The organism is Actinomycetospora corticicola (assembly GCF_013409505.1).
In the GTDB taxonomy this organism is placed as follows: domain Bacteria; phylum Actinomycetota; class Actinomycetes; order Mycobacteriales; family Pseudonocardiaceae; genus Actinomycetospora; species Actinomycetospora corticicola.
The window spans coordinates 2,384,915-2,407,433 of the sequence record NZ_JACCBN010000001.1 but is presented as its reverse complement, the minus strand read 5'-3'; the positions used below and the strand labels follow the sequence as shown (position 1 = coordinate 2,407,433).

The 22,519-nt window shown below is 75.3% G+C and carries 21 protein-coding genes; 10 read left to right on the top strand and 11 right to left on the bottom strand.

The features are described from left to right. The first annotated feature begins 67 nt into the window (after positions 1 to 67). Together BJ983_RS11555 and BJ983_RS11550 are read left to right on the top strand one after the other, a co-directional pair. Positions 68 to 445 carry an OB-fold nucleic acid binding domain-containing protein gene (locus BJ983_RS11555; RefSeq protein ID WP_179793923.1) on the top strand — a complete coding sequence of 126 codons (378 nt, stop codon included), beginning with the start codon at positions 68 to 70 and terminating at the stop codon, positions 443 to 445. 152 nt (positions 446 to 597) lie between these two features. Continuing rightward, complete coding sequence (locus BJ983_RS11550) at positions 598 to 1,278, top strand: DUF3159 domain-containing protein (protein ID WP_179793922.1); 681 nt, start codon at positions 598 to 600, stop codon at positions 1,276 to 1,278. Positions 1,279 to 1,285: 7 nt separating this feature from the next. Here the strand turns inward: BJ983_RS11550 and BJ983_RS32260 are convergent, their stop codons facing one another. The 5 genes from BJ983_RS32260 to BJ983_RS11525 form a co-directional block, all read right to left on the bottom strand. Further along, positions 1,286 to 2,686, bottom strand: a complete 1,401-nt coding sequence (locus tag BJ983_RS32260; RefSeq protein ID WP_179793921.1) for an MSMEG_1061 family FMN-dependent PPOX-type flavoprotein — start codon at positions 2,684 to 2,686, stop codon at positions 1,286 to 1,288. Next, entirely contained in the window at positions 2,683 to 3,756 is a 1,074-nt protein-coding gene (locus BJ983_RS11540; RefSeq protein ID WP_179793920.1) for an iron chelate uptake ABC transporter family permease subunit, read from the bottom strand. The genes BJ983_RS32260 and BJ983_RS11540 overlap by 4 nt, the downstream gene beginning before the upstream one ends. Next, positions 3,753 to 4,790, bottom strand: a complete 1,038-nt coding sequence (locus BJ983_RS11535) for a FecCD family ABC transporter permease (RefSeq protein ID WP_343054035.1) — start codon at positions 4,788 to 4,790, stop codon at positions 3,753 to 3,755. The genes BJ983_RS11540 and BJ983_RS11535 overlap by 4 nt, the downstream gene beginning before the upstream one ends. A 50-nt stretch (positions 4,791 to 4,840) precedes the next feature. Beyond that, complete coding sequence (locus BJ983_RS11530; protein WP_179793919.1) at positions 4,841 to 5,830, bottom strand: ABC transporter substrate-binding protein; 990 nt, start codon at positions 5,828 to 5,830, stop codon at positions 4,841 to 4,843. A gap of 77 nt (positions 5,831 to 5,907) precedes the next feature. Next, a complete protein-coding gene (locus BJ983_RS11525; protein ID WP_179793918.1) occupies positions 5,908 to 7,497 on the bottom strand; it encodes an HNH endonuclease signature motif containing protein in 1,590 nt (529 codons plus the stop codon). Positions 7,498 to 7,625: 128 nt separating this feature from the next. Here BJ983_RS11525 and BJ983_RS11520 point away from each other — a divergent pair, with 128 nt between their 5' ends. Next, positions 7,626 to 8,312, top strand: a complete 687-nt coding sequence (locus BJ983_RS11520) for a maleylpyruvate isomerase family mycothiol-dependent enzyme (RefSeq protein WP_179793917.1) — start codon at positions 7,626 to 7,628, stop codon at positions 8,310 to 8,312. An 87-nt stretch (positions 8,313 to 8,399) separates the two neighbouring features. On the opposite strand, the gene BJ983_RS11515 is transcribed toward BJ983_RS11520, so the two are convergent. The 5 genes from BJ983_RS11515 to BJ983_RS11495 form a co-directional block, all read right to left on the bottom strand. Beyond that, positions 8,400 to 10,046 (bottom strand): alpha/beta-hydrolase family protein, encoded by a 1,647-nt coding sequence (locus tag BJ983_RS11515; RefSeq protein ID WP_179793916.1) that lies wholly within the window; start codon positions 10,044 to 10,046, stop codon positions 8,400 to 8,402. 67 nt (positions 10,047 to 10,113) lie between these two features. Then, positions 10,114 to 10,461, bottom strand: coding sequence for an ester cyclase (locus BJ983_RS11510; protein ID WP_179793915.1), 348 nt, complete (start codon positions 10,459 to 10,461; stop codon positions 10,114 to 10,116). Between the two features lie 17 nt (positions 10,462 to 10,478). Further along, a complete protein-coding gene (locus BJ983_RS11505; RefSeq protein WP_179793914.1) occupies positions 10,479 to 10,919 on the bottom strand; it encodes a protein-tyrosine phosphatase family protein in 441 nt (146 codons plus the stop codon). Positions 10,920 to 10,984: 65 nt separating this feature from the next. Continuing rightward, on the bottom strand, positions 10,985 to 11,668 hold the full coding sequence (locus BJ983_RS11500; RefSeq protein WP_179793913.1) for a potassium channel family protein: 684 nt from the start codon (positions 11,666 to 11,668) through the stop codon (positions 10,985 to 10,987). A 5-nt stretch (positions 11,669 to 11,673) separates the two neighbouring features. Further along, entirely contained in the window at positions 11,674 to 12,339 is a 666-nt protein-coding gene (locus BJ983_RS11495; protein ID WP_179793912.1) for an NAD-binding protein, read from the bottom strand. A 96-nt stretch (positions 12,340 to 12,435) separates the two neighbouring features. Here BJ983_RS11495 and BJ983_RS11490 point away from each other — a divergent pair, with 96 nt between their 5' ends. From BJ983_RS11490 to BJ983_RS11460, 7 genes are all read left to right on the top strand, one after another. Further along, positions 12,436 to 14,496, top strand: a complete 2,061-nt coding sequence (locus BJ983_RS11490) for an amino acid permease (RefSeq protein ID WP_179793911.1) — start codon at positions 12,436 to 12,438, stop codon at positions 14,494 to 14,496. Then, positions 14,493 to 15,749 carry a class I SAM-dependent RNA methyltransferase gene (locus BJ983_RS11485; RefSeq protein ID WP_179793910.1) on the top strand — a complete coding sequence of 419 codons (1,257 nt, stop codon included), beginning with the start codon at positions 14,493 to 14,495 and terminating at the stop codon, positions 15,747 to 15,749. The genes BJ983_RS11490 and BJ983_RS11485 overlap by 4 nt, the downstream gene beginning before the upstream one ends. Before the next feature lie 3 nt (positions 15,750 to 15,752). Continuing rightward, a complete protein-coding gene (locus BJ983_RS11480) occupies positions 15,753 to 16,943 on the top strand; it encodes an amidohydrolase family protein (protein WP_179793909.1) in 1,191 nt (396 codons plus the stop codon). Then, entirely contained in the window at positions 16,940 to 18,247 is a 1,308-nt protein-coding gene (locus BJ983_RS11475; RefSeq protein WP_343054034.1) for a M20 metallopeptidase family protein, read from the top strand. Before BJ983_RS11480 ends, BJ983_RS11475 begins: the two co-directional genes overlap by 4 nt. Beyond that, the gene (locus BJ983_RS11470; RefSeq protein ID WP_179793908.1) at positions 18,244 to 18,828 is read left to right on the top strand and encodes a methyltransferase domain-containing protein; all 585 of its coding nucleotides are present in this window, start codon (positions 18,244 to 18,246) and stop codon (positions 18,826 to 18,828) included. The genes BJ983_RS11475 and BJ983_RS11470 overlap by 4 nt, the downstream gene beginning before the upstream one ends. A 41-nt stretch (positions 18,829 to 18,869) precedes the next feature. Further along, positions 18,870 to 20,873, top strand: a complete 2,004-nt coding sequence (dxs, locus tag BJ983_RS11465; RefSeq protein WP_179793907.1) for a 1-deoxy-D-xylulose-5-phosphate synthase — start codon at positions 18,870 to 18,872, stop codon at positions 20,871 to 20,873. A 90-nt stretch (positions 20,874 to 20,963) separates the two neighbouring features. Further along, on the top strand, positions 20,964 to 21,635 hold the full coding sequence (locus tag BJ983_RS11460; RefSeq protein WP_179793906.1) for a response regulator: 672 nt from the start codon (positions 20,964 to 20,966) through the stop codon (positions 21,633 to 21,635). Here BJ983_RS11460 and BJ983_RS11455 read toward each other — a convergent pair. Further along, complete coding sequence (locus BJ983_RS11455; RefSeq protein WP_218890232.1) at positions 21,632 to 22,519, bottom strand: beta-keto acid cleavage family enzyme; 888 nt, start codon at positions 22,517 to 22,519, stop codon at positions 21,632 to 21,634. The two genes, BJ983_RS11460 and BJ983_RS11455, sit on opposite strands and share 4 nt — an antisense overlap.

Below are 22,519 nucleotides of genomic sequence, written 5' to 3'. Positions count from 1 at the left end.
TCCTGACGACGGGTCCAAGGCCGGGCCCGGGTGGCACCCGCGGGTGCCTGCAGCGAGGAGCAGCCGGATGGGCAAGAGCCCCGGGTTCATGTCGCGGATGGTCAAGAAGCTCACCTCCGACGTGTCCGATCTGGACGCGGCGGACCTCTCCGCCGAGGTCGAGCGCTCCGGGTGCCAGAAGGCCAGTGAGTGCTCCGGGACGGGCGAGGCGATCACCGTGAAGGGTCGTCTGCGGTCGGTGGAGATCTGCCCGCGGGACTCGGTCGCCACGTTGGAGGCCGAGCTCTTCGACGGGACCGACGGTGTCACGCTGGTGTGGATGGGCCGACGCCGCATCCCCGGCATCGAGCCGGGTCGCACGCTGCGCGCGAGCGGCCGGGTCGCCGTCCGGGACGGTCGCAAGGTCATCTACAACCCGTACTACGAGCTGCAGCGAGCCCCCTGACAGGAGCACCCGCCATCACCCCCCGACACTCCGCCGGACGCCCGACCGGCCGACCGGCGAGCCCTCCCGGTCCCGCCGAGCCGCCCACCGTCGCCTTCGCCCCGGTCCGGCCGGACGCCCCGACCGCGCCCGTCGTCGGGCCGGGTGGACCGGTGCCGCCGGCGCCCGAGGCCCCCGAGGCGCCGGAGGAGGCCGCCGAGGAGCGCAGCCCCACCCTGCTCGAGCAGATGGGCGGGGTCGCCGGGGTGATCACCTCGGCGGTGCCCGTGGTGGTGTTCGTGCTGGTCCAGGCCGTGTTCAAGAACCTCGTCGCCTCCATCGTCGCGGCCGTCGCCTCGGCCGTGGCCGTCGCGATCTGGCGGCTGGTCCGCGGGGAGAAGGTCCAACCCGCGCTGTCCGGGCTCTTCGGCGTCGCCGTCTGCGCCGTGATCGCCTGGCGCACGGGGGAGGCCAAGGGCTTCTTCCTGCTCGGGATCTGGACGAGCCTCGTCTACGGCGGGGTGTTCCTGGTGTCGGTACTGGTCCGCCGCCCGCTGGTCGGGGTGCTGTGGCACCTGGTCAACGGCGACGGTCAGGGCTGGCGCCGGTCGCCGTCCCTGCTGCGGGCCTACGACCTCGCGACGCTCGCCTGGGTGGTCGTGTTCGGGGCGCGGTTCGCGGTGCAGCGCTGGCTCTACGACTCGGCCTACGCCGACACCTGGCTCGGCTGGGTGCGCCTCGCGATGGGGGTGCCGCTCGCGCTGCTGGCCGCCGCCGTGACCGTGTGGGCGATCCGCCGGGCCACCGAGGCGGCGAAGGCCGAGGCCGCGACCCAGGACGCCGCCCCCGCCTGACCGCGGGTCAGGCCTGCTCCTGCTCCCGCGCCGACCACACGGCCTCGGCGAGGGCCTTGATCCCCGGGACGTCGGCCACCGGCTCCGTGCGGGTCCACACCTCGGAGCGGGTCAGGGCTCGTGAGCAGTGCACGAAGCAGTCGGTCACCTCGACGACGAGCGCCAGCGGCGGTGGGTCCTCCCACAGCGCGAGCACGGCCGGGTCGTCCACCACCCGGGCCCGACCGGAGACCCGCAGCACGTGGGTGACCCCGGGGACCAGGAACAGCAGGCCCGTGCCGGGCCGCTCCACGACGTTGCGCAGGGTGTCGATGCGTCGGTTCCCGGGACGCTCCGGCAGGACCAGCCGCCGCCCGTCGTCGAGCACGCGGACGAAGCCCGCCGGGTCGCCGCGCGGCGAGACGTCCAGCCCGCCGTCGGCCCGGCCCGAGGCGAGCACCACGAGCGGCGCCGCAGCGACGAACGCGGCGGCGGTGGGGTCGACGTGGTCGCCGACCTTCGTGACGGCGAGCGGGTGCGGGTCGTCCACCACGGCCCGCAGGTCGGCCTCGGAGGTGAAGCCGCACCGGTCGTCGGGAAGGGCGTCGGCGTCGTCGACGGCCTCCGGCACGGGCGTCGGCGGGGTGACCCGGTGCCGGCCGATCGGGACGACGAGCGGGGTGCCGGAGACCGGGTCGGGGACGACCCGCGCCGGGATGCCGAAGACCTGCTCGACGATCGCTTCGGTGACGACCTCGGCGGGCGTGCCCTCCGCGACGACCGCCCCGTCCCGCATCGCGATCAGGTGGTCGGCGTAGCGGGCGGCGAGGTCGAGGTCGTGCAGCACCACGGCCACCGTCGTGGACTCGCCGAGGTTGCGGTCGACGAGCAGGTCGAGGACCTCGACCGCGTGTGCCATGTCCAGGTAGGTCGTCGGCTCGTCGAGCAGCAGCGTCGGGGTGTCCTGGGCGAGCACCATCGCGATCCACACCCGCTGGCGCTGGCCGCCGGACAGCTCGTCGACGGGACGGCCGGCGAGGTCGGCGACCCCCGTGGCCGTCATGGCCCGGGCGACCGCCGCGTCGTCGGCGGCGGAGCGCCCCCGGAACCAGCCCTGGTGGGGCGAGCGGCCGCGTTCGACGAGGTCGGCGACCGTGATGCCCTCGGGGGCGACCGGTGACTGCGGCAGCAGCCCGAGCCGGCGGGCCAGCTCCCGGGCGGGCAGCTCGCGCACGTCGGTCCCGTCGAGCAGGACCCGGCCCGCCGCGGGCGCGATCAGCCGGCCGAGCCCGCGCAGCAGCGTCGACTTGCCGCAGGCGTTGGGGCCGACGATCGCGGTGATCCGACCGGGCGGCAGGCGCACGGACAGCCCGTCGACCACGACGCGGTCGTCGTAGCGCAGGGTGAGGCGCTCCGCGCTCAGGCTCATGTCGCTCCTCGGGTCCGTGACCGGGCCAGCAGCCACAACAGGTAGGGCGCGCCGACGACGCCGGTGACGACGCCGACCGGGAGGGGGACGTCGCCGATCAGGTGGCGGGCGACGAGGTCGGCGGCCAGCAGGAGCAGGGCGCCGACGAGGGCGGCGTGCGGCAGCGACGACCGACCGGGACCCGCGAGGCGGGCGGCCACCGGCCCGGCGACCAGCGCGACGAACGACACCGGCCCCGCGACGGCGACCGCTGCGGCCACCAGGAGTACGCCGACCGCGAGCAGCGCGAGGCGGGCGCGCTCCACCGGCAGGCCCAGCGCCGCTGCCGTCTCGTCGCCCAGTTCGAGCCGGGGCAGGGCCCGGGCGGCCACGAACGCCGCCGGGAGGAGGACCGCGACGGCCACGAGGAGCGGGGTCGTCGCCGCCCACGTGACGTTGTTCAGGCTGCCGGTGAGCCAGAGCAGGGTCTGCTGGGCGGTGGTCAGCGACGCCGTCGTCATGAGCCAGGACACGACCGCGAGCAGGGCGGAGCCGAGGCCCACCCCAATCAGCACGAACCGCACGCCGTGCAGGCCGCTGCCCCCGGCCCGCCCGCGGCGGGCGAGGAGCACGATCGCGGTGGCGGTGCCGGCGGCCCCGAGCACGGCGGCCGCGGACACCCCGGCCCCGGACAGCCCGAACACGGTGAACGCCGTGACCGCGGCCGCGCTCGCGCCCGCCCCGACGCCGATCACGTCCGGGCTGGCGAGGGGGTTGCGGAGCAGCCGCTGGAAGAGCGCGCCCGCGAGGCCGAGGGCGGCGCCCACGGCGAGCCCGGCCAGGGCACGGGGCAGCCGGAGCCGGGTGACCACGAACTCGACGCGGGCCGGTCCGCTCCCGACCAGCGACGGCAGCAGCTCGCCCGGGGCGATCGGGTAGTCGCCGAGCGAGATGGTCGCCAGGAACGCGACCACCACGGCGGCGGCGAGGACCGCCCCGGCCACCCCGACCCGTCGTCGGGACCGGGCCCGGGCCTCCTGCAGGGCCGCGGCCCCGTCGGGTCGAGCTCCGGTGCGCTCCGTCCCCGTCACCGGACGAAGCGCTTCCGTCGCACGAACCAGATGAAGACCGGGGCCCCGATCACGGCGGTCACGATGCCCACCTGCACCTCACGGGGGGACGCGACCACGCGGCCGACGACGTCGGCGACCAGCAGCAGGGTCGGCGCCGCGAGGGCGGCCAGGGGGAGGAGCCTGCGGTGGTCGGGGCCGGCGAGCGCGCGCACGAGGTGCGGGACGGTCAGCCCGACGAAGGCGATGGGTCCGGCCACGGCGGTGGCGGCGCCCGCGAGCACGACGAGGGCGAGCCCGCAGACCGCGCGGTCCCGGCCGACGTGCCGGCCGAAGGACCGGGCGACGTCGTCGCCGAGGGCCAGGGCGTTGAGCGTCGGGCCGCACAGCAGCGCGAGGGCGAGGCCCGCGAGGACGAAGGGTGCGGCCTGTCCGGCGATCCCGAGGTCGCGACCGGCGAGCGAGCCGACCTGCCAGAAGCGGTAGTCCTCGAAGGCGTCCGGGTCGGTGAGCAGGACGGCGGTGGTGACGGAGCCGAGGCCCGCGGTCAGGGCGGCGCCGGCGAGCGCGAGGGTGGCGGGGGAGCTGGCCGACCGCCCGCCGATCCCGGCGACCCCGGCGACGACCACCGCCGCGAGCCCGGCGCCCAGGAAGCCGAACCAGACGTAGGCGGTGAGCGAGCGGATGCCGAGCACCCCGATCGCGAGCACCACGGCCAGTGCGGCGCCGGTGTTGAGCCCGAGGATGCCGGGCTCGGCGATCGGATTGCGGGTGAGCCCCTGCGCGAGGACCCCGGCCGGACCGAGGGCCAGCCCGGCGAGCAGCCCGATCAGGGTGCGGGGGAGGCGGACCTCGGTGACGACCAGGTGGTCGGCGTTCGTCGGGTCGAACGCGGTGAGCGCGTCGAGCACCACCGACGGCGGCAGGGCCCGGGGCCCGACGGCGAGGCTCGCGACGACGGCGACGAGCAGGGCGGCCGCCGTGAGCAGCGTCGTCGCCGTGCCCGCGCCGCGCCGGGTGCGGGGCGGCTCGGGCACGGTGGCGACGGCGGTCACGGCCGGGTCTTCACGGCTCGGTCCTCACGGCTGGGTCCTCACGGCTCGGTTCACGGCTTGGCGACCGCCGCGGCGATCGGCGCGACCATGCGGTCCAGGGCGTAGAGCTGGCCCGGCACCGAGGAGCTGGCGAACGCGTTCGACAGTGCCTGGTCGTCGAGCACGATCCCGCGGCCCGCGGCGACGGACGGCACGGTGCCCCAGAGCGGGTCGCCCGTGATGTCGGCGGCGTTGCCGCTGATCGCCTGCATGATCGTCACGCGGGCGTCGAGCAGGTTCATCCGCTCGCGGCTGACGGGCACCGAGAAGTTCTCCGTCGGGACGGCCTCGACCGCCGGGGAGTTCACGAGCCCGAGCTCCCGCAGGAACTCGACACGGCCGGTCCGGCCGACGTACGCCGCGTACTCGCCGAGCGTGTTCTTGGCGCCGGAGACGACGGTCGCGCCGTTCAGGGCCGGATTCTGCTGCCGGGCCTGCGCGAAGCGGTTCTCCAGCTCGGACTGCAGGCGGGCGGCCTCCTGGGACTTCCCGAGCGCCGCGCCGACCATCCGGAGCTGGTCGCGCCACGGCGTCAGGTAGTTCTCGCCGCCGGCCGGGATCCCGACGACGGGAACCCCGAGCTGGGCGAGCTGGTCGTGCCGCTCCCGGGTGCCCGACGCGCGGGTGTCGAGGATGAGGTCGGGCTGCAGGGCGGCGACCTGCTCGAGGTCGACCTCCAGCGTGCCGAGCTTCTGCGGCGGCGTCGTGTAGCGCTGGGTCACCCACGGGCCGAGGCCGTCGCCGCCGACGGCGAGCCAGTCCGACGCGCCGACAGGCTGGACGCCGAGCGCCAGGGCGGTCTCGGCGTCGCTCCAGCCGAGGGCGACCACCCGCTGCGGTGCCTGCGGGACGGTCACGTCGCCGAAGGCGGTCGGCACGGTGACGGGGAAGGTCCCGTCCCCGGCCGGAGCGCCAGGGGCGCCGGCCGGCTGCTCCCCGCCGGAACAGCCGGCGAGGAGGGCGACGAGCACGGCGACGACGGCGACGAGCGATCTACGCACCACGGACCTTTCGGGCAGGCGACTGAGGCTCGCCTAACCTAACTCCTCCACCTCGAGGTGGACCATCCGGGCGTGGATCACGCGGCGACGGTGCCGGGTGGGTTGCCGTTGCCGGGGATGGGTTGTCGTTGGGGGTCGGTCCAGGGTGGGGGGAGGAACCAGGGGCGGCCGTTGATCATGTGGATGTCCCAGCCGCCGTGGTGGATGAGGTGGTGGTGGTAGCGGCAGAGCAGGACGAGGTTGTCGGGGTCGGTGGGGCCGCCGTCGATCCAGTGCCGGATGTGGTGGGCGTGGCAGCGGCGGGGTCGGCGGGTGCAGCCGGGGTGGGCGCAGCCGCGGTCGCGCAGGGTCAGCAGGCGGCGGAGGGCTTCGGTGACGGCGTAGGTGGCGCGGCCGAGTTCGAGGGGTTCGCTGCGGGTGCCCAGGACGACGGGGAGGATTTGGGCGTCGCAGGCGAGGCGCCGCGCGGTGGCGGGGTCCAGCGCCCGTCCGGTGTCGAATTCGGCGTGGCCGACCTGGTCGCGCAACCAGTCCAGGGGGATGGTGACCGCGATCTGGGCGCGGGCGGGGATGGGTAGCCGCGCGGCTCGGTGGGCGCCGGGTCGGGAGGGTGCGGGCGGCGGGGTCACGGGCGGTGCCGCGCGCGGCTCGCCGCCCATGGGGTGGGGCTCGTCGCCCATGAGGTCGGGCTCGTCGGTGTCGTCGGTGTCGTCGGTGTCGTCGGTGTCGTCGGGGTCGTCGGGGACGAGGTGGAGTCGGCCGTGGCGGCGGTCGAGGTCGGAGTCCTCGCCGTCGGGGTCGCGGAAGTCCGCGGGGCCGGTCGGCCACGGGTCGGTGTCCAGGTCGGTGTCCAGGTCGGTGTCCGGGTCGGTGTCCTCGTCGGTGTCCTCGTCGGATCCTCCGCTCTCGCCGGTCGCCTCGGCCCGGGGTTCGGGGTGGTGGGGGTCGATGAGTCCGGTGGGGGTGTGGGCGGCGGCGCAGAGGTCGAGCAGGGCTTCGGCGCGGCGGGCGCCGAGGGGGCGGGTGTCGTCGGGGCCGGCGGGTCCAGAGAGGGCGTCGAGGGTTTCGAGGAGCAGTTCGACGTCGGCGGCGCTGTGGATGTGGCCGGTGAAGGCGAGGGTGCCGTCGCGGCGGTGGACGAGCAGCCATTCGTCGTCGGGTTCGTCGGGTTCGCCGGGGGCGGCGCCGTCGGGGTCGAGGGTGGCGAGCAGGCGGGCGGCGACGCGTTCGAGGCCGCGCGGGGAGAGCTGTCGGGCGGTCTGCGCGAGGAGGTCCTCGGCGGCGGTGACCTGTTCGGGTTCGATGTCGGCGATCGCGCGGATGCGGTCCATGGTCCGTACCAGGACGCGGAGGTGTTCCTCGCCGATGGCGCCGTCGGCGGCGGCGCGGGCGGACGCTGGGAGCCGTGGGGGGAGGTCCTGGCCGGAGAGCGCGACCATGGGCAGGGTCTGTTCGGCGTGGCGGAGCAGGTGGGCGGCGTGGGCGTGGTCGAGGCGCCAGAGTTCTTCGAGGAAGCGGCCGAGGTCGCGGTGTCCCGTGGCGGTCCAGGCGGCGGTCTCAGCCACTTCGCCGATCGCGGTGAGCAGGGCGTGCTCGGCGAGGCGGGCGGCCGTCATGGCCTGGCGGGCCCGGTCGATCACCGCCTGGTCGGCGGCGCTGATGCTCATGTCGATCAGTCTAGGGTCCGCTGACCTGCGGGAACATCCGCTGTTCGAACGCATGTTCGATCAGCGTTCGCCATCCTCCGTCCTGACGATCGGAGCAACCCGGCCCCACGACCGGGCACACTCTCCCCGTGGATACGCAGCGGTGGACCGAGGCGGTCGAGGCCGACGGGCGCGAGCTGGGCCGGCTCTGTCGGGAGCGGCCCGAGGCGGTCGTCCGCAGCTGCCCGGACTGGACGGGGGCCGAGCTGCTCGCCCACGCGTCCGGGTTCTGCCGCACCCTGGCCGAGTTGTTCGCCGGCGGCCGCGACGCGCGCGAGCCCGCCCTCGACGTCCGGCGCGACGAGGCCCTGACCTCCTGGGACGACGACCTGGCCGCCCTCCTGCAGCTCCTCGCCACGACCGACCCCGCCACGCCCGTCGTGAACTGGAGCGTCCGCCCGGACGACGCCGCCTACTGGTACCGGCGGGCGGCCCACGAGTTCGCGATCCACCGCTGGGACGCCGCGACCACCGCCGAGGATGAGCCCGCCCCGGTCCCCGCCGACCTCGCCCGCGACGGCATCGAGGAGTTCTTCGAGGCGTTCGTCGCGACCGCCGTCACCTACGGACGCATCCCGCCGAAGGACGGGACGATGGTCCTGGAGCTCACCGACCTCGACGAGACGCTGCGGCACGACCTCCCGCGTCCCGGTGCGGAGACCGTCGTCCGCGGGACCGCGTCGGACGTCGTCCTGGCCCTCTGGCACCGGCGCGACCCGCTCTCCCTGCACGTCGGCGGCGATCCCGCCGTCCTCCGGACCTGGCCGCACATCTGAGGAGCCCGCCAGGGTGGACGTCGTGCATCGGCCGGAGCCGACCGGCGAGCGGGTGGTCGGCGCCCCCGCGCTGGTCGGGCGGAAGGGCTAGGCCCCCGGCGTCGGGAGCCCGCCCGCCTCCTGCACGGCGTGCACGCGGGCGGTGTCGGCCGGGGTCCAGCCCGGCGGCGGGACGACGTCCATCCACGCGTCCAGGGACTCCGGCCCGTAGTTGTGGCCGTGCCCGAACGGCACCTCCTGCGCGCGGATCATGTCCATCGTGACCTGCCAGAACGTCACGAGCGGGTACCAGCGCACGCTCGGCAGCACGTCGTCACCGTGCGGTTCGGCGAGCCAGTCCGGCCGTTGGAACAGCAGCCGTGGGGACCACCACACCACCGGGTCGCTCGGGTGCTGCAGGTAGACCGTGCGCGGCGCGGGCCAGGGGGCGGGAGGGCTCGTCGTCAGGACGGGGGTGGCGGAGCCCCCGCCGAACCGCACCCGCTCCCCGTTCCCGACGACGGGTCGGACCTCCCGGGTGCCGGGGTCCCGGCCCGCGACGAGGGAGCGCCACAGCGGCGAGGAGTTCGGCGGGCCGTTCCACAGGGCGCCGTCGCGGACCTGGTCGACCGAGGCGAACGCCGCCTGCGAGCCCAGCGCGCCCAGGGACTCGCCGAACACGACCACCCGCGGCCGCGGCCGGCCGGGCGGGAGCGTGTCGACCGCGGACCGCACGGCGTCGTACATCGTCGTGCCCGCGGCGGCCACCCGGTCGCCGTCGAGCAGCAGCGACAGGGCGCTCGGCATGAGGGAGTACTGGCTGGTGACGACGGCGGTGTCCCCGCCCCAGGCGAGCTCCAGGGCGTCGACGGCCTCGGCGTCGACGAAGCCGGTGCCCGTCGTCGTCAGGACGGCGATCACGGGCCGGTCGAACGCGCCGGTCCGGCGCAGCTCGTCGACGGCGAGCCGGGCCCGTTCACCCGCGTCGGAGGAGCTCCCGAGCCCGACGTACACCCGGATCGGCTCGACGGCGGGTCGCCCGGAGGCGGCCGCGAGCGCCGCCGCAGGAGGGCCGGACGAGACGAACGTGCGCCCGCCGCGCCCCAACGACTCCCAGCTCAGCGCCGAGGCGGGCGACCCGGAGCGCAGCGGGGAGGTGGGCTGCGTGGCGCCGCCGAACACCCCCGCGTCCTGGGCCGCGAAGGCCGGGTCGAGCGCCGCGCGGGCCGGGTTCACACCCGGGATGCCGGCGATCGACACCAGCGCCAGCGCGAGCACCACGACGCCGAGCCCCACCACGACCCGCCGTGGCCACCGGGGCAGCGCCCGGACACCCCGCACGATCGCCACCAGCACCGCGAGCACGGCCACCGCGACCGGTACCGCGAGCAGCCAGGCGGCGACCGTCGGCGGCCGGACCCCGAGCAACGCCGCCTGCGCGACCTGCTCCCGGTAGCCGTACCGCAGCGCCAGCACGACGACGGGCACGAGCAGCATCGCGAGCAGCACCCACCCGACCGCACGGGCCGTGGGGGAGGGGCGGGACCACCGCCGGCGGCCGAGCCGGGCGAGCACGACGCCGAGCAGGTAGCCCGCCGCGAGCATGACGCCGCTGACGAGGCCCTGGAAGAACCCGGTGCGCGGGATCAGCGTCGGCGTGCAGGCGAGCGTCGCGAGCCCGACCCCGAGCGTCAGCCCGAGCGGGTGCAGGGACCAGCGGCGTCGACGATCGGGCTCCGCTGCGCTCCCTCTCACGCGTCGCTCGGGCACGCGGGCAGTCTGGCGTGCCGAACGATCATGCGCTCGCCTCGGCCCCGGCCGGCTACGGCAGCGGCAGGGACGCCACCCAGTACTCGACGACGCGCCCGTCGGCGACCCGCAGCAGGTCGTTGCCGACGAACGTGACCGGGTTGCCGTCCTGCGCGCCGCGACCGCGCCAGCGGCCCGCCAGCAGGTCGCCGTCGACGAGCGGCCCGACCTCGACCACGAAGGTCAGCACGTCGAGCATCCCGTGCGTCTCGTCGATGATCGCGGCGAGCTCGGCCGGGCCGTGGACGTCGCGGTCGGGCCAGTGGCCGACGAAGTCCGGCGCCACGAGCTCCCCGGCCACCTCGACCGACCCGTTCCACAGCTCGTCGATCCAGCGGCGGTACAGCTCCCGCGGGTCCATGGCGCGCACCCTGCCAGCTACCGGGGCCGTTCCGCGAACCCGTCGGCGAACCCGTCCGCGAACCACCGCACCCACCGTCGCTGGCCCGGCGTCTCCACCGCACGCCGGTGGTGGTGCGCCCGGACCCAGGCCACGGCCTCGTCCGGGCCCAGCCCGTCCAGCGTCGCGACGCACGCGAGGACGGTGCCCGTCCGCCCGATCCCGCCGCCGCAGGCGACCTCGACGGCCTCGGTGGCGGCCCGCTCGTACAGCGCCGCGATCGCGGCCCGCGCCTCGTCGGGATGGCGCGGCGTGCGGAAGTCCGGCCAGACGAGCCAGCGCCGCGGCCAGGTCATGCCCGCGTCCCGACGACGGGCCGCGCGGGCCGACCCGAGGTAGAGGCCGAAGGCCGGCGGCTCCGGGGGCGGCACCCGCAGGGACCGCGCCCCGACGCTCCGGCCGCCCGGCAACGTGACCATCGACGATGTGACCTTCCTGCCACCGGACGACAGCAACGACGCTTCGCTGCCACGGCCAGGGCGCCTCAGATCAGCTCCCGCCCACCCGGGTCGCCCGAGGTGAGCACCCGGTGGATCTCGTCCTCGACGCCCTCGCCGGCGACGAACATCATCTCGTCGCCGGGCTCGAGCGGGTCGTCGGACTGCGGGACGATCACGCGGCCGCCCCGCAGGATCGCGACGAGCGCCGCGTCCGCGGGCAGCGGCACGTCCCGCACCGGCCGTCCCGCCAACGCGGTGTTCTCGGCCAGCGTGACCTCGACGAGGTTCGCCTTGCCCTGCCGCAGGGTGAGCAGGCGGACCAGGTCGCCGACCGACACCGCCTCCTCGACCATCGCGGCGAGCATGCGCGGGGTGGACACGGCGACGTCGACGCCCCAGGACTCGGTGAACAGCCACTCGTTGCGCGGGTTGTTCACCCGGGCGACCACGCGGCGCACGGCGAACTCGGTCTTCGCGAGCAGCGAGACGACGAGGTTGACCTTGTCGTCCCCGGTCGCCGCGATCACCACGTCGCAGTTCTGCACCGAGGCGTCCTCGAGCGAGGCGACCTCGCAGGCGTCGGCGTGCACCCACTCGGCCTGCGGCACCGCCTCCGGCGCGACCTCGGCGAGGTCACGTTCGATGAGCATCACCTCGTGGCCGTTCTCGATGAGCTCGGAGGCGATCGACTTCCCCACCGCGCCCGCCCCGGCGATGGTCACGCGCATGGCCACTACCCCCGCTCCGCAGGCGCCGTCTGGGCCGCCTGGGTGACCGAGGCCACCGTGCCGCTGACGGCCGCCGCGTACACCACGTCGTCGGCCTGGATGATGGTGCCGGGCTTCGTCAGCACCCCGGTGCCGAAGCGCACGATGAACGCGACCCGGCTGCCGGTCGCCTCCTCGAGCTCGGTGACCGGGCGCCCCGACCAGTCCTCGTGGAAGGGCAGCTGCATGATCGCGACCGTGCCGGACGGGTCCCGCCACGCGGTGGCCACGCCGTCGGGCAGCAGCATCCGCAGGAAGCGGTCGGTGGTCCAGGGGACGGTGGCCACGGTCGGGATGCCGAGCCGCTCGTAGACCGCGGCGCGCTTGGCGTCGTAGATGCGGGCGACGACGGTCTCGACGCCGAAGGTCTCGCGTGCGACGCGCGCGGAGATGATGTTGGAGTTGTCCCCGGAGGAGACCGCGGCGAACGCCTCCGCGCGGTGGATGCCCGCCGCCGTCAGCACCTCGCGGTCGAAGCCCACGCCGACGATCTCCTGGCCGTGGAAGTCGCTGCCGAGCCGGCGGAAGGCCTGCGGGTCCCGGTCGACGACGGAGACCTCGTGGCCGAGGCGCTCCAGCGACAGGGCCAGCGCGGACCCCACGCGGCCGCAGCCCATGACGACGATGTGCACGCGACCTCCGGTCCCGGTACCCGCTCCTGACGCGCGCACGGTATCCGGTGCACCGCCCGATCCCACCGCGCCACCCGCTCGGCCTACGCTCTGTGGGTGCCCAGGCTCGCTACCGCGGCGAAACGCCTCGTGCTCGGACTGCCGTTCCGCAGCGACGAGCTCTCGGACACGCTGCTGCGCAAACGCATCGCGCTGCCGGTGTTCGCGTCCGACGCCCTCTCCTCCGTGGCCTACGCGCCGCAGGAGGTGCTGATCACCCTCTCGCTGGCCGGGCTCGGGGCCTACGTCTTCTCCCCGTGGATCGGTTTCGCGGTCATCGTCGTCCTGACGACGGTGGTGGTCAGCTACCGCCAGAACGTCCACGCCTACCCCTCGGGCGGCGGCGACTACGAGATCGCGACGACGAACCTCGGGCGGCACGCGGGCCTCACCGTCGCGTCCGCCCTGCTGGTCGACTACACGCTGACCGTCGCGGTCTCGGTGTCCTCGGCCGCGGACAACCTCGGCGCCCTCATCCCGTTCGTCGGCGAGCACAAGGTGCTCTTCAGCGTCCTCGCGATCGTCGTGCTGACGGCGGTCAACCTGCGCGGCCTGCGGGAGTCCGGGGCGGCGTTCGCGATCCCGGTCTACTGCTTCATCGTCTGCCTGGGCGGGATGATCGTCGTCGGCGTCGTCCGGCTGCTGCTGGGCCAGGACATGGTGGCCCCCAGCGCGGGGCTCGACGTCCGCAGCGAGGCCGACCACCAGCTCTCCAGCCTCGCCCTGATGTTCATCGTGCTGCGCTCGTTCACCCAGGGCTGCGCGGCGCTGACCGGCGTCGAGGCGATCTCCAACGGCGTGCCGGCCTTCCGCAAGCCGAAGTCGCGCAACGCGGCGACCACCCTGGCCATGCTGGGGCTCATCGCGGTCGTGATGTTCGCGGGGATGCTCGCCCTCGCGCGCGCCACCGGCGTGAAGATGGCCGAGGACCCGGCCACCCAGCTCGTCGGCGCCCCTCCCGGCTACAAGCAGGAGACGCTGATCGCGCAGCTCGCGGAGACCATCTTCTCCGGGTTCCCGCCCGGCTTCTGGGCGGTCACGATCTTCACCGCCCTGATCCTCGTGCTGGCCGCGAACACGGCGTTCAACGGCTTCCCGGTGCTCGGCTCGATCCTCGCGCAGGACCGCTACCTGCCGCGGCAGCTGCACACCCGTGGCGACCGGCTCGCCTTCTCCAACGGCATCCTGTTCCTCGCGTTCTTCGCGATCGTGCTGGTCGTCGGGTTCTCCGCCGAGGTCACGGCCCTCATCCCGCTCTACACCGTGGGTGTGTTCGTCTCCTTCACGCTCTCCCAGCTCGGCATGGTGCGGCACTGGAACCGGCTGCTGGGCACCGAGACCGACGACGAGGCCCGCTCCGGGCTGCGGCGTTCCCGCCTGGTCTCGGGCTTCGGCGCGGCCATGACCGGGGTCGTGCTCGTCGTCGTGCTCATCACGAAATTCCTGGTCGGCGCGTGGATCGCGATCGTCGCGGGCGGGCTCGCCTTCCTGCTGATGCTCTCCATCCGCCGGCACTACGACCGGGTCGCCGAGGAGATCGCCGCCCCCGACGTCATCGACGCCGTGCTGCCCAGCCGCAACCACGCGATCGTGCTGGTCTCCACGGTGCACCGGCCGACGCTGCGGGCGGTCGCCTACGCCCGGGCCACCCGCCCCGACGTGCTCGAGGCCGTCACGGTCAACGTCGACGACGCCGACACCCGCCGGGTCACCTCGGACTGGGAGCGGCGGCAGCTGCCGGTGCCGCTCAAGGTCCTCGAGTCGCCCTACCGCGAGATCACCCGGCCGATCCTGCAGTACGTCAAGCGCATCCGGACCGACAACCCACGCGACGTGGTCACCGTGTTCATCCCCGAGTACGTCCTCGGGCACTGGTGGGAGCAGCTGCTGCACAACCAGAGTGCGCTGCGCCTCAAGGGACGGCTGCTGTTCCAGAAGGGTGTCATGGTCGTGTCCGTGCCCTGGCAGCTCGAGTCGTCCCGTCGGCTCGCCACCCCGCGTCCGCAGGGCGCGCCGGGCAGCGCCCGCCGCGGGTACGGGGCCCCTCCCACCAACGGCGTCAAGCCGGGCTCGACGTCGGAGCCGGCCACCGGGTCCGAGCGGGCGGACGCCCGATGAGCGCCTCCATCCCGACGACGGGTGCGCCGGAGCGGCCCGACTGGACCGACCGGATGCTCGACCTCGAGGTGGGGGCGGTGGCCCACGGCGGGCACTGCGTGGCCCGTCACGAGGGACGGGTCGTGTTCGTCCGGCACGCGCTGCCCGGGGAGCGGGTGCACGCGGTCGTCACCGAGGACCACGGCGGGTCGTTCTGCCGGGCCGACGCGGTGACGGTGCTCGACGCGGCCCCGGGCCGGGTCACCCCGGCCTGCCCGTGGGCCGGACCCGGCGGGTGCGGCGGCTGCGACTGGCAGCACGCCGACCACGACACCCAGCGCGACCTCAAGGCGGCGGTGGTCGCCGAGCAGCTCTCCCGCCTCGCCGGGATCGAGCGCGACGTGGTCTGCGAGGCCCTGCCCGGCGGCCCGCTCGGCTGGCGGACCCGGATGCGCATGGCGGTGACCGACGACGGCCGCCCCGGCCTGCGGGCGCACCGCAGCCACGAGGTGCTGCCGGTCGGCGACTGCCCGATCGCGGTCCGCGGCGCCCTCGACCCCGTCGTCGCGCGGACGTGGACGCCCACGGCGGAGATCGAGATCGTCGCCGACGCGGCCGGTGAGACGCACGCGACCGAGCTCCTCGAGGGGACGCGGCGGCTCGAGATCGGGTCGGGGACGGCCCACGAGCACGCCGCCGGCCGGGACTGGGCGCTGCCCGCGCCCGCGTTCTGGCAGGTCCACCCCGGCGCCGCGGACGCGGTCGTCTCGGCCGCGGTCGAGGGCGTCGGCGAGCTCGGCGCCGACGACGTCGTCTGGGACCTCTACGGCGGCGCCGGGCTGATCGCCGCGGCGCTCGCCGACCGGGCGGGCGACGTCTCGATCGTCGAGTCCGACCCGGACGCGACCGCCGCGGCGGGGGAGAACCTCGCCGACCTCCCGGCGGCCCGCGTCGTCCGCGGGCGCGTGGAGAAGGTGCTGGACTCCCTGGCTCGCACCACCCCGCCCGACGTCATCGTGGCCGACCCGCCCCGCAAGGGCCTGGGCCGCGAGCTCGCCGGCCGGATCGGGGCCGTCGGCGCCCGCCGGATCGTGCACGTCGCGTGCGACCCGGCCGCCCTGGCCCGCGACGTCGCCGCGCTGGCGGAGGCCGGCTACACCCTCGAGCGCCTGCGGGTGTTCGACGCCTTCCCGATGACCCACCACGTGGAGTGCGTGGCGACCCTCGTACGGAGACGGAGCGCAGCGGAGCTCGACCCGTCGAATCGGACCTGACCCGTGTGCGCCGACGGAGGCAGCCTGGTCTCGCTCGGGCTGGTGCCGGCGGGGCCGGTCAGCTTCCTCGACGGCGTCCCGCTGGTCGACCACCACTGCCACTCGGTGGTGGCCGGCGATCTCGACCGGCCGGCGTTCGAGGCCCTGCTCACCGAGGGGACCGGGCCGGCGCCGGGGCTCTCGGCGTTCGACTCGCGGCTCGGTTTCTCGGTGCGCCGCTGGTGCTCGCCGGTGCTCGGCCTGCCCCCGCACGCCCCGGCGGCCGACTACGTCGCGCGGCGGGCGGAGCTCGGGGCCGAGGCCGTGTCCCGGGCGATGCTGCGCGCCGCCGGCTCCGGGGCCCTGCTCGTCGACCACGGGTTCGACGCGGGCGGCCTGCTCGATCTCGACGCGCTGTCCGCGGTGGCGGGGGCGCCGGTCGGCGAGGTGGTGCGGCTCGAGGCGGTGGCCGAGGAGGTCGCGGACGCCGGGGTGGACGCCGGCGGCTTCGGGACGGCGGTCGCCGACGAGGTCGCGCGCCGCACCGACGCCGCCCGCCGTCCGCTCCCGGTCGCCTGCAAGACCGTGCTGGCCTACCGGGCGGGTCTCGACGTCGACCCGCACCGCCCCGAGCCCGCGGAGGTGGCGGCCGCCGCGTCCGCGTGGCTGCCCCGGCGCGCCCGCGACCGCGAGCCGCTGCGCGACCCGGTGCTGCTGCGCCACGGCCTCTGGGCCGGGCTCGACACCGGCCTGCCGCTGCAGCTGCACAGCGGGTTCGGCGACCCCGACGAGGACCTGCACCGCGCCGACCCCGCCCTGCTCGTGGGCCTCGCCCGCCTCGTCGAACCGCTCGGGGTGCCGCTGATGCTGCTGCACACCTACCCGTACCACCGCCAGGCCGCGTGGATGGCCCAGGTGTTCTCCTGCGTCCACGCCGACGTGAGCCTCGCCGTGCCCTACGTCGGGTCCCGGGCCCCCGAGGTGATCGCCGAGGTGCTGGAGCTGGCACCCTTCGGCAAGGTGCTCTACGCCTCGGACGCCTACGGGCTGCCGGAGCTGCACCTGCTCGCCGCGCTGCGCTTCCGGGCGGCCCTGGGCGGGCTGCTCGAGCACGCGTGCTCGACCGACGAGATCTCTCCCGCCGACGCCGAACGGGTGGCCACCATGATCGCTCGCGACAACGCCCTCCGGGTCTACCCGCGGATGCCCGCGTGACGGTGGAGGTGCCGATCTCCGGGGATCTGCAGGTTCCCGACGCCGGGCCGGTGCGGGCTGCGCGCCCGGTGCCGGTCCCGGCCGCCCTGGTCGAGGCCCTCGAGACGGAGCTCCCGGGCGCGGTCGCGCTGCGCCACGCGCTGCACCGCGAGCCGCGGGTCTCCGGTGACGAGGCCGACTCGCGCGACGCGGTGGCGGCCGCGCTGGGCCACGACCTCGAACCCGTCGCCGGGACCGGCGGCATGCTGCGGCTCGGGGGGACGGGCCCCGCCGTCGCCGTGCGGGGCGAGCTCGACGCCCTGCCCGTCCGGGAGGACACCGGGCTGGAGTTCGCCTCGCGCCGCGACGGCGCCGCGCACGTGTGCGGCCACGACGTGCACACCGCCGCCCTCGTCGCCGTCGTGCGGGCGGTCGAGGCGGCCGGTCCCGATCTGCTCGCCGCCCCGCTGCTCGCGGTGTTCCAGCCGCGGGAGGAGGCGGCGCCGAGCGGGGCCGCCGACGTCGTGGTCGAGCCCGCGTTCCGCGCGCACGCGCCCGCCGCGATGCTCGGCGTGCACGTCCAGCCCGAGCTGCCGCGCGGGGTCGTGTCCGCCCGGCCCGGTCCGGTGAACGCCTCGGCCGACGAGATCGAGATCACGGTCACCGGGCGCGCGGGGCACGGCGGATACCCGCACCGCACCCGGGACCCGGTCCTCGCCGTCGCCGCGGTCGTCGTCGCCCTGCAGCAGATCGTGGCCCGGCGGGTGAACCCGCTCGAGGCGGGCGTGGTGACGATCGGGCAGATCACCGCTGGGTCCGCCCCGAACGTCGTGCCCGGCGCGGCCACCGCGCGCGGCACCGTGCGCGCCCTCGACGCCGACCGGGACGCGATCCTCGCGGCCGTCACGCAGGTCGTGGAGCACACCGCGGCCGCCCACGGCTGCACGGGCGAGGTGGCCGTGGTGCCGAACGAGCCCGCCGTCGTGAACCACGGGCGCCTGACCGCGGCCATCGCCGCGACGCTGGGCGGCCGGCGCGGCGAGGAGCGCGCGGCCCCGACCGGCCTGCGCCTCGACACCGGGTTCCGCTCCTGCGGGGCGGACGACTTCTCGCACTACTCGGCGGCGGACATCCCCTCGACGATGCTGTTCGTGGGCACGGCCGACCCCGACGCCGAGCCCGGCAGCGCCCCCGGCCTGCACCACCCCGGCTTCTCGCCCGACGACGCGATGGTGGGCGAGGTCGCACGCGCCCTGCTCGCGGCCGTCGTGGCGGCGGGCCACACTCTGGCTCCCACCGTGTCCCCTGCTGAAGAGGCCCCGTGACCGAGATCAGGCACTTCTCGACCGCCTTCCTGCGTGACCCGTTGCACGTCGCCGCGCTGTTCCCGAGCTTCCCGCCGCTGTGCCGCCAGGCGATCGCCCCGCTGCCGGCCACCGGCGACCCCGTGGTGCTGGACCTCGGGGCCGGCACCGGCTCGGTCACCGACGAGATCCAGAAGCGGCTGCAGGGCCGTGGCCGGCACATCGCCGTCGAGATGGACGAGGACATGGCGGAGGTGCTGGCGAAGCGCCACCCCGAGGTCGAGGTGATGTGCACCGACGCCCACACCGCGGTGGAGAAGCTGCTGGCCGAGGGGGTGCGCGCGGACCTGTCCGTCTCGGGCCTGCCGTGGCTCGCGACCGCACCGAAGGACCGGTCGATCTTCCCGCTGCTGGCCCGCATGGCGGCGCCCGGTGGGGCCGTGACGCAGCTCGCGCACGCCTGGATCCGGTTCTTCCCGACCGCCAAGCAGGTGCAGCGCAACCTCGAGGCGACCTTCGAGGAGGTCGTGGTCAGCCGCACCGTGTGGTTGAACGCACCGCCGGCCGTGGTCTACGTCGCGCGGCGCCCCCGCACCACCTGAACGGCCCTGCGAGCCGTCGCGGGCTCCGTAGACTGCCTGATGTGAGTCTGCTCCAGCGCGTACGGACCCCGGCCGACCTGCGGTCCCTGGACGCCGGCGAGGTCGACGCTCTCGCGGCGGAGATCCGGGGCTTCCTGATCGACGCGGTGTGCCGGACGGGTGGCCACCTCGGCCCCAACCTCGGGGTCGTCGAGCTCACCCTCGCGCTGCACCGGGTCTTCGACTCCCCGCGGGACGCGCTGCTGTTCGACACCGGACACCAGAGCTACGTCCACAAGATCGTGACCGGCCGCGCCGGGGAGTTCGGCGGCCTCCGCCAGGGCGGGGGCCTCTCGGGCTACCCGAGCCGGGCGGAGTCCGAGCACGACCTGGTGGAGAACTCGCACGCCTCCACCGCGCTCTCCTGGGCCGACGGGCTCGCGAAGGCCGACCAGCTGCTCGGCCGGGACCGCTCCGTCGTCGCCGTGGTCGGCGACGGCGCGCTGACCGGCGGGATGTGCTGGGAGGCGCTCAACAACATCGCCGGGTCGGACCGCCCCGTCGTCGTCGTGGTCAACGACAACGGGCGGTCCTACGCGCCGACCATCGGGGGGCTCTCCGAGCGCCTCTCCACGCTGCGGCTCGCCCCCCGCTACGAGGACGTCCTCGAGCAGGGCCGCAAGGCGCTGCAGAAGATCCCCGTCGTCGGGAACACCCTCTATTCGGCGATGCACGCGGCCAAGGCCGGGGTGAAGGACGCCTTCACCCCGCAGGCACTGTTCTCCGACCTCGGGCTGAAGTACTTCGGGCCCGTCGACGGGCACGACACCGAGGCGCTCGAGACGGCGCTGCGCGCCGCGCGGGCCTTCGGCGGCCCGGTGATCGTGCACGCGGTCACCGGCAAGGGCCGCGGCTTCGCGTCCGCCGAGCAGGACCTCGCCGAGCAGATGCACGCCGTCGGCGTCATCGACCCCGAGACCGGGCTGCCGGTGGGACCCAAGCCCCGCAGCTGGACCGCGGAGTTCACCGACACGATGCTGGAGCTCGGCCGCGAGCGCTCCGACGTCGTCGCCATCACCGCGGCCATGCCCGGCCCGACCGGCCTGGCGGCGTTCGGCGAGGTCTACCCCGAGCGGCTCTTCGACGTCGGGATCGCCGAGCAGCACGCCCTCACCTCGGCCGCGGGGCTCGCGCACGGTGGCCTGCACCCGGTCGTCGCGATCTACTCGACCTTCCTCAACCGTGCGTTCGACCAGCTGCTCATGGACGTCGCCCTGCACCGGGAGCCGGTCACGGTCGTCCTCGACCGGGCCGGGGTCACCGGCGACGACGGCGCCTCGCACAACGGCATGTGGGACCTCTCGGTGATGGGGATCGTGCCGGGCCTGCGGGTGGCCTCCCCACGCGACGCGGTGACCCTCCGCGAGGAGCTGCGCGAGGCTGTCGCCGTCGACGACGGACCCACCGCCCTGCGCTGGTCGAAGGGCGCGGTGCCCGGCGAGGTCCCCGCTCTGCGCCGGCTGGGTCCCGCCTCCGGGCCGGGGGCCGTCGACGTGCTCGCCGAGCCCGGTCGTCTCTCGCGCGCCGCCCCGCGCCCGACCGCGATCGAGCGGCTCGAGCGGGACGACGACGAGCCGCCGCAGGTCCCCGACGTCCTGCTGGTGTGCGTCGGCGCGTTCGGCCAGCTCGGCGTGGAGGCGGCCGACCGGCTCACCGCGCAGGGCATCGGCGTCACCGTCGTGGACCCGCGCTGGCTCCAGCCGGTGCCGCCCGCGCTGCTCGACCTCGCCGCGTCGCACCGCCTCGTCGTCACCGTCGAGGACGGCGGCCGGCACGGCGGCTTCGGGTCGGCCCTCGCCGACGCGCTCTCCGAGGCGGAGGTGGACGTGCCGGTGCGGCGCATCGCGCTCGCGCAGGAGTTCCTCGTCCACGACAGCCGCGCGGCGCTGCTCGCGGCGGCGGGGCTCACCGACCAGGACGTCGCCCGGCGCGTCACCGAGTGGGTCGCGGCGGCCCGCGGGGACGACGGGGCCGTGCTCACCCGCGACGAGAAGTCCGCCTCCTGAGTACCCGGGCCCGGACCGGGCCCGGACCGAGAGCGTCCACCCAGCTGATTCTCAGCGTCCGTTCAGCCACCCGGTGGCAAGGTGGATGACGTGCGCATTCTGATCGTGGAGGACGAGCAGGCCCTGGCCGACGCGCTGGCGCGCGGGCTGCGGCGTGAGGGCATGGCCGTCGACGTCGCCTACGACGGCGACACCGGCTCGGAGAAGGCCTCGGTGACGCGGTACGACGTCGTCGTGCTCGACCGCGACCTGCCGGGGCGGTCCGGGGACGACCTGTGTGCCGAGATCGCCGGCGGGGTGACCCGGGTGATCATGCTGACCGCGAGCGGCACCCTGCGCGACAAGGTCGCCGGGCTCGCCCTCGGAGCCGACGACTACCTGGCGAAGCCCTTCGACTTCCCCGAGCTGGTCGCCCGCATCCGGGCCCTCGGCCGCCGCGCCGTGCCCGCCACGCCGCCGATCCTCGAGGCCGCGGGCGTCGTGCTCGACCCGGCCAAGCGCACCGTCGTGCGCGAGGGCGCGGCCGTCGACCTCACCCGCAAGGAGTTCGGCGTCCTCGAGGTGCTCATGGCCGCCGGCGGGGCGGTCGTGTCCTCCGAGGAACTGCTCGAGCGCGTCTGGGACGAGAACGCCGACCCGTTCACCACGACGGTGCGCGTCACGGTCATGACGCTGCGCAAGAAGCTCGGCGAGCCCGGGATCATCGACACCGTGGTCGGCTCGGGCTACCGCGTCCGCAGCGACGCGCACGCCGGGGTCTAGCCGGCCGGCGCGATCCCCAGCGTCGCGCGGGCCTCGGCGCAGGTCGCCGCCCGGCGTCCGGAGGCGGCGAGCAGCTCCAGCAGCTCGTCGAGCAGCTCGACGTTCGTGGGCTTCCGCGGGCCGGCGTAGTCCTCGAGACCCACCCGCACGTGGCCGCCGCGCTCCAGGGCGAGCGCGGCGAGCCCGCAGCCCACGACGTCGCCGCCGAGCACCGCGACCGACCACGGCAGGCCCGAGCCGTCGAGCAGCTCGACGTAGGCGTCGAGAGCCCGCTCGGTGGGCGGGAGGCCGAACTGCAGGTCGCCGCCGAAGTACAGCTTCACCATCGCCCCCGCCGGCACCCGGCCGTGGCGCTGCAGGGTCAACGTGGTCCGCAGGAAGCCCGGCTCGAAGATCGAGATCGACGGCGCGGCGCCGAGTTCCGCGGTGCGCCGGAACATGTACTCGGTGTCGGCGATGCTGTTCTGGTACGGCTCCGCGGCGGCCGCCGGGGCGCACTCGCCGGACCCGAGCAGCCCGACGTTCACCGAGCCCGGGTCCACCAGCGTCATCCCGCCGAGGCGGCGCCGGGCGAGCTCCTCGACGTGCGCCCACTTCTGTTCCACCGGGATCCCGCGCGCCCCCGCACCCATCGTCGGGTAGAGCAGGGCGTCCGGGTGCTCGGCGACGACCGGGGTCCAGGCCGCCACGTAGGGGTCGGGGGAGTGCACCGCGTCGGCGGTGAACATCGGCTCGTCGTTGTGGTTGTGGACGATCGCGGCACCGCGACCCAGGCACGCCGACATCGCGGCGGCGATCTCCGCCGGGGTACGGGGGACGTGCGGGTTCGTCTCCCGCGTCGTGGTGCCGTTGACGGCGACCTCGACGATCACGGTGTCGGTCAT